Origin of the sequence: Hydrogenophaga sp., from assembly GCF_030373225.1 — a bacterium.
In the GTDB taxonomy this organism is placed as follows: Bacteria; Pseudomonadota; Gammaproteobacteria; order Burkholderiales; family Burkholderiaceae_C; genus Hydrogenophaga.
In genome coordinates, this window is the sequence record NZ_JAUCZG010000042.1 from 22,502 (window position 1) to 29,829 (window position 7,328).

Consider the following 7,328-nt stretch of genomic DNA (forward strand, 5'->3'; position numbering starts at 1 on the left):
GCGCCACATGCAAGAGCCTCGGGACCCCTCAAGACATTCGCCGTGGTCAGCCGTCTGCTGCTGTGGCTCCTGCTCGGGGTCTGGGGCCTCTTTGCACTGACCTGGGCCGGTTTGAATGGCGCGATTGTGCCCCGAATCGGCGAATGGCGTCCTGAGCTGGAGAGGTGGGCGACACAGGCGGTCGGGGTACCTGTTCGCATCGGTGAAATCCGCGCCGAATCAAGCGGCAGCGGCGCCGGCTTCCTGCCTTCCCTGGTGCCTTCGTTCGAGCTGCGCGATGTGCAGCTGATCGACGCCCAGGGCCGTGTGGCGCTGCAGCTGCCAACGGTGCGCACCGCGGTGTCGGTGCAGTCGCTGTGGCGCGGTGGCTTCGAGCAGGTGGTGATCGAGGCACCGGTGCTCGACGTGCGTCGCACCGCGCAGGGCCGCATCGAAGTGGCGGGTCTGGACATGTCCGGCCCGGGCAGCGACGACCAGGCCGCCGCCGACTGGTTTTTCTCGCAAAGCGAATTCGTGATCCGGCGCGGCACGGTGCGCTGGACGGATGACCAGCGCCAGCACCCACCGCTGGTGCTGAGCGACCTCGATCTGGTGAGCCGCAACACCGCGCGCACACACCACTGGCGCATCGACGCCACGCCGCCGCCCGAATGGGGTGACCGCATCAGCGTGCGGGGGCAGCTGCGGGAGCCGCTGCTCTCGCTGGGTCAGCGCCCGCCCGGACGTCCCACCTGGCACGACTGGAGTGGCGAGGTGTTCGCCGATTTCACACGCGTGGACGTGAGCCGGCTGCGGACCTACCTGGACCTGTCGGAGCGCGGTGTGGAAGTGCGCACCGGCCAGGGCGCGCTGCGCGCCTGGGCGCAGGTGGAGCGGGGGCAGGTGGCCGGCGTGACGGCCGACCTCGCACTGCAGAACGTCGAGGCCCGGCTCGGGCCGCAACTGCCCGCGCTGGCGCTGGAGGATGTGCAGGGGCGACTCGCCGTGCAGTGGAGCGCCGAAGGCTTTGGCGTGACCTCGGAAAACCTGCGCTTTCGCACCCGCGAAGGCGAGACCTGGCCCGGTGGTCGCCTGCTGCTGCAGCATGTGGCGCGCACCGCGCGCCAGGCGCCCAGCGTGGAGCTGACCGCCGAACAGCTCGATCTGGCGGCGCTGGCAGCGATCGCCGAGCGCTTGCCGCTGCCCGAGACGCTGCGCCACGGGTTGCAGCGGCTGCAGCCCGCAGGGCGCATGGACGGCTTCGCCGCCCGCTGGCAAGGACCGGCCACCGAGGTGACGCCCACCGGCAGCGAAGGCATCGACTGGGCCCAGGGCAGCTACCGCGCGCGCGGCCGGGTGCAGGATCTGGCGCTCACCGGCGAGCCCAGCGGGCAGATGTCGAGCAGCGGCCGATACCCGCTGCCCGGGCGGCCCGGCATCACCGGCGCGACGGTCGAGTTCGAGCTCGACCAGAGTGGCGGGCAGGCCCGCATCTCGGTGGCCGATGGCTCGATCGACCTGCCCGACATCTTCGAGGAGACGCGCATTCCCCTGCAGCGCCTCTCGGCCGATGCCAGCTGGCGGCTGCAGGGCGAGCGCATCGAGGCCCAGCTGGACAACCTGACCATGGCCAACGCCGATGCCGAAGGCACCGGCCAGGTGAAGTGGCACACCAGCGATCCGGCCACCAGTGCGTCGGCATCGCGCTTTCCCGGTGTGCTCGACCTGAGCGTGCGACTGACGCGCGCCGACGGGACCCGGGTGCACCGTTACCTGCCACTCACCATCAATGACCAGGCGCGGCGCTATGTGCGCGAAGCGGTGCGAGCCGGCAGCGCCGGCCCGGTGGATTTCCGCATCCAGGGCGACATGGACAGCATGCCGTTCAAGACGGCTGTCGCGCCCAGCGAGTTCCGCATCTCGGCCCGTTTGCAGGGTGTCGATTTCGACTACCTGCCGGGCAGCTTCCAGCCCGGCGGCTCGGCGCCCTGGCCGGGCCTCAGGGGCTTTTCGGGACAACTGGAGCTCGACCACCTGACGCTCAAGGTCACCGGCGGTGCATCGGGCGTGGCGGGTGCGCCCGGCGTGCGCCTGGACGAGGGCGCGGTGGAGCTCGACGACCTGGCCGGCGACACCACCCTGACCGTGAGAACCCGGGCCAGGGGGTCGGCCAGCGACATGCTGCGCTTTGTGCAGACCTCGCCCCTGCAGGACATGACCGGTGGCGCCCTGGCCCAGGCCACGGTCGGCGGTGGCGTCGAGGTGGGCCTGTCCCTCAAGCTGCCGCTGGGTGACCTGGATGCCTCCACCGTGGCGGGCACGGTGCAGTTCGACGGCAACGACCTGAAGATCCACCCGGCCGCGCCGCTGCTGGCGCGCACGCGCGGCACGCTGGCATTCACCGAGCAGGGCTTTGTCGTGCTCGGGGGCAACACGCGCCTGCTGGGGGGCGACCTGAAATTCGAGGGCGGCCTGCGCAACAACCCCCAGGGAGCCGCGCGCCTGCAATTCCGTGGCCAGGGCGTGGCCAGCGCAGAGGGCTTGCGCGACGGGGGGCTGGGCGGCATCTCGCGGCTGTTCGAGAACGCGAGCGGGTCGGCGCCGTACACCGCACAGCTGGGATTTCGCGGCGGCGAGCCCGAGTTGCAGGTGCTCAGCAGCCTGCAGGGCATGGCGCTGAACCTGCCCGCGCCGCTGGGCAAGACGGCCGAGGCCAGTCTGCCGCTGCGGCTGGACACCGCCGTGCTCGGTGTCGTGGATGGCCTGGCCACCACCGATCGCCTGATGCTGGAGTTCGGGCCCCCGCTGGCCCCGGTGGTGTCGGTCCAGTACGAGCGCGACATCACCGGCGCGCTGCCGCGCGTCTTGCGTGGCAGCGTGGCGGTCGGGCTGGAAGACGGCGACCTGGCGCCCATGCCGGCCACGGGTGTGGTGGGCAACCTGCGGCTGGATTCGCTGGACCTTGATGCCTGGTTGCGGCTGGCCAGCAGCGCCGGCGTGAACGTGCCTGCGCCCACCGCAGCGAGCGCTGCCACGCAGGACGCCGGCCTCGACTACCTGCCCACCACGCTGGCCTTGCGCACCAACCGCCTGATCCTGCAGGGCCGCACCTTCAACCAGGTGGTGGTGGGCGGTTCGCGCGAGGGCACGCAATGGCGCGCCAACGTGACCGCCGACGAACTCAACGGCTACCTGGAGGTGCGCCAGGCCGGGCCCGGCACCGCCGGCAGCGTCTTCGCACGGCTGGCCCGGATGAAGCTGGAACCCGCTGCGGCCAGCCAGGTGGAGCAGCTCCTGAGTCAGCCCACCAGCGTGCCCGCACTGGACATCGCGGTTGAAGAGATGGAGTTCGCCGGGCGCCGCCTGGGCCGTGTCGAGGTGGAGGCCATCAATCGCGGCGGTCCGACCCGGGCCGGTGAATGGCGCCTGACCAAGTTCAAGCTCGCGGTGCCCGAGGCGCGTTTCAGCGCCACCGGCAACTGGGCGCCGATGGCCGGCACCGCCGCGTTGCCGGCGGGCGGGCAGCGCCGCACCGCGCTGAGCTTCCGCCTCGACGTGGACGACTCCGGTGCCCTGCTCTCCCGCTTCAACCGCCCCGGGCTGGTGCGCGGCGGCAAGGGCCGCATCGAAGGCAGCGTCGGCTGGTTGGGCTCGCCACTGGCGCCCGACTACCCGACCCTCTCGGGGCAACTGCAGGCCGATTTCGAGCGGGGGCAATTCCTCAAGGTCGAGCCCGGCGCCGGACGCCTGCTCGGTGTGCTCAGCCTGCAGGCGCTGCCGCGGCGCCTGGCGCTGGATTTCCGGGACGTGTTCTCCGACGGCTTCGCCTTCGACTTCGTGCGCGGGGACGCGCGCATCGACCAGGGCGTGCTGTTCACCAACAACCTGCAGATGAAGGGCGTGAACGCCGCCGTGCTGATGGAGGGCACGGCCGACCTGGCGCGTGAACAGCAGGACTTGAAGGTGGTGGTGGTGCCCGAGATCAACACCGGCACCGCCTCGTTGATCGCCACCGCGATCAACCCGGCCATCGGCCTGGGCAGTTTTCTCGCGCAGTTCCTGCTGCGCCAGCCGCTGCAGAGCGCCGGCACGCAGGAGTTCCACATCAGCGGGAGCTGGGCCGATCCGCAGGTGGCCAAGGTCGATCGCACGGCGCCCCCTCCGCCGGCGCGCGCGCCTGCCGCCCCACTGAAGTAAGCTGGTTGCCCGAGCGAGCGGCCCGCGTGCCGCGCTCCACCGAAAGACGCCCATGACATTGCTACACCCACCCCCGGCGCCCGGCCGCCTGAAGGTTGCCGCCATCCAGATGGTCTCCGGCATCAGCCTGGACGCCAACCTCAGCGAAGCCCTGCGCCTGCTGCGTCTGGCCGCCAGCGCCGGTGCCGAGCTCGCGGTGTTGCCCGAGTACTTCTGCTTCATGGGTGCCCGGGACGAAGACAAACTGGTGCTGGCCGAAACCCCCGGTTTGGGCAAGGTGCAGGACTTCCTGTCGGACTGCGCGCGCGACCTCAAGCTGTGGGTCGTGGGCGGCACGCTGCCCATGGCCACCGAAGACCCGACGCACGCCGCCAATGCCTCGCTGGCCTACAACCCGCGCGGCGAATGCGCCAGCCGCTACGACAAGATCCACCTCTTCCGCTACGACAACGGACGTGAACGCTACGACGAAGCTGCGGTTCTTCGCGCGGGCGAAACCCCCACCGTGTTCGAGTGCCGCGACGGCGGCGGCCAGGCGTGGCGCGTGGGCCAGAGCGTGTGCTACGACCTGCGTTTTGGCGAGCTCTACCGCATGCTCGCCGCCGACGTGTTGCTGGTGCCCTCCGCGTTCACCCACACCACCGGCCAGGCGCACTGGGAAGTGCTGCTGCGCGCCCGCGCGATCGAGAACCAGGCCTTCGTGATCGCCAGCGCCCAGGGTGGCGTGCACGAAAACGGCCGGCGCACCTGGGGCCACACCATGGTCATCGACCCATGGGGCGGCGTCATGGCCATGCAGGCCGAAGGCCCGGGTGTGGTGATGGCCGAGCTGGACTTCGAGCAGCTGCGCAGCGTGCGCGAGCAGTTGCCTTCGCTGCAACACCGCCGTCTCTGAGCTGCATGAGCGCAGCGCCGGGCCGTTCCCAAGCCAGCTCGCACCGCAGCCCGCAGGGCGAAGGTATTCCAGTGAGCGCAGCGCCGGGCCGTTCCCAAGCCAGCTCGCACCGCAGCCGAAGGGCGAAGGTACCCCGGTGAGCGAGGGCCGCGCGAGCGATCGCAACGATCCCGGCTCGCGCCGCTGGGTGCTGTGGGCCACGCTGGTGCTGCTGGTGGTGGCGCTGCTGGTGGTGCTGGTGTTTCTGGCGCGCGAGTATGAGGAGGCGCGCGAACAGCAGGCGCTGGAGCAGGAGGCCGCTGCGATGGTGAGCGACATGCGCAATGCGCTGCTGCGCAACGTCCAGACGCTGCAGTCGCTCAACAGCGTGGCCCCCACCGCCGACAGCTGGGGCGCGCCGGCTGCCGAAATGCTGGCGCAGCACCGCGAGCTCGTTCGGCTCGAATGGCGCGACAACGCGCAACGCCTCGTCAGCCACCGCGACACGCCGTTTCTGATCGATGTGTTCGGCTACCTCGATCGCACGCGTGCGGTGGCCGATGTGAAGCTGGCCTGCGACAACGCCCAGCGCCAGTCGGGCCCCGCCTATTCGGCCAGCTACTTCTGGCCCATGCGCGACGGGCTCGGCATGGAGCTCATGGAGATGTGCATGCCGGTGGTGCGCTCGGGTGTGCCCAACGGCTTCCTGGTCGCCACCTACTCGCTGCCCGGCATGCTGGCCGAGTTTCCCAAGGCGGACGAGCTGCGCAACCGCGGACTGTCGTTCAATGACGCCGACGGCACGCGGCTGGCGCTGCACCGCATGGTGCCCGGCACACGGCGCACCCAGAGCGCCAATGCCGTGCTGGAGTTGCCGGGGCACACGCTGATCCTTCAGCTGCAAAGCCCGCGCCTGGTCGGCGGCCTGTTTCCCAACGTGCTCACGGCGGTGGTCAGCGCCCTCTCGCTGGCCTTGCTGGCGGTGCTGGCCTTGCTGGCACGCGACACCCGGCTGCGCCAGCGCGCCGAACTGGGGGTGGCCGATGCGCTGGCTTTTCGCAAGGCCATGGAGAACTCGCTGGTGACCGGTTTGCGCGCACGCGACATGACCGGGCGCATCACCTACGTCAACCCGGCGTTCTGCGAAATGGTGGGGCTGGGTGCCGAGCAGCTGATCGGCACCGGCCTGCCGGCGCCCTGGTGGCCGCCCGAGCTGGTGGACGAATACCAGCAGCGGCAGCTGGTTCGCCTGGCCGGCCAGACCTTGCCGCGCGAAGGCTACGAGTCGGTGTTCCAGCGCAGCGACGGCACCCGCTTTCCGGTGCTCATCATCGAAGCGCCGCTGATCGATGCCATGGGCCACCAGACCGGCTTCATGAGCGCGATCCTCGACCTCACCGAGCAGCGCCGCGTGGAAGAGCTCAACCGCACGTCGCAGGAGCGCCTGCAGGCCACCGCCCGCCTGGCCACCGTGGGCGAGATGGCCTCGCTGCTCAGCCATGAGCTCAACCAGCCGCTGGCCGCCATCGCCAGTTACGCCAGCGGCGCGATGAACCTGCTGGAGCAGCCGTCGGGGACGCTGCCGCAAGCCGACCTGTCGCAAGCCATGAAGCGCATCAGCGAGCAGGCCGAGCGGGCCGGACGCGTGATCAAGAGCGTGGCCGATTTCGTGCGCCGGCGCGAACAGGTGCGCGAGTCGGTGAGCCCGCAGGCCCTGATCGATGCCATCCAGCCCTTGCTCGTGCTGCAGGCCAAGAAGCAGGGCATCCAGCTGCAGATCGCCGTGGCGCCGGGTTGCCCGGCCGTGCACTGCGACCGCACGATGGTCGAGCAGGTGCTGCTGAACCTGGCGCGCAACGGCATGCAGGCCATGCCGCAAGGGGATCCGGCACTGGCACAGGGTTTGCGCATGTTGCGGATCGCGGTCCAGCAGACCCGCTTTCACTCGGGCCTGCGCCCGGGCGGCGACCAGCACAAGGAATGGATCACCTTCGAGGTCAGCGACCGCGGTCTGGGCCTGAGCAGCGAGGTGCAGGAAAAGCTGTTCACGCCGTTCTTCACCACCCGTGCCGAAGGCATGGGGCTGGGCCTGAGCCTGTGCCGCACAGTGATCGAGCAGCACGGCGGTGCGCTCACCCACGAACCGAACCAGCCCCGTGGCACCGTGTTCCGTTTCACGCTGCCGAGAGCAGCGTGAAACAGGGCCCCCACGCTCCCCCGCTACGCGTGGTCCGCTGCCCCCCGAGGGGGCTGATCCGGCTTGGGGCGGCCCGGCGCC

Annotated in this window: 3 protein-coding genes; all 3 read left to right on the forward strand. The window is 70.5% G+C overall.

All coding sequences use genetic code 11. The annotated features are described in order from the left end of the window. The first annotated feature begins 42 nt into the window (after positions 1-42). Positions 43-4,176, forward strand: a complete 4,134-nt coding sequence (locus QUV35_RS17770) for a YhdP family protein (RefSeq protein WP_300877170.1) — start codon at positions 43-45, stop codon at positions 4,174-4,176. Positions 4,177-4,264: 88 nt separating this feature from the next. Then, entirely contained in the window at positions 4,265-5,071 is an 807-nt protein-coding gene (locus tag QUV35_RS17775) for a carbon-nitrogen hydrolase family protein (protein ID WP_300877176.1), read from the forward strand. A gap of 136 nt (positions 5,072-5,207) precedes the next feature. Further along, complete coding sequence (locus QUV35_RS17780; RefSeq protein WP_300877172.1) at positions 5,208-7,247, forward strand: ATP-binding protein; 2,040 nt, start codon at positions 5,208-5,210, stop codon at positions 7,245-7,247. The last annotated feature ends 81 nt before the right edge of the window (positions 7,248-7,328 follow it).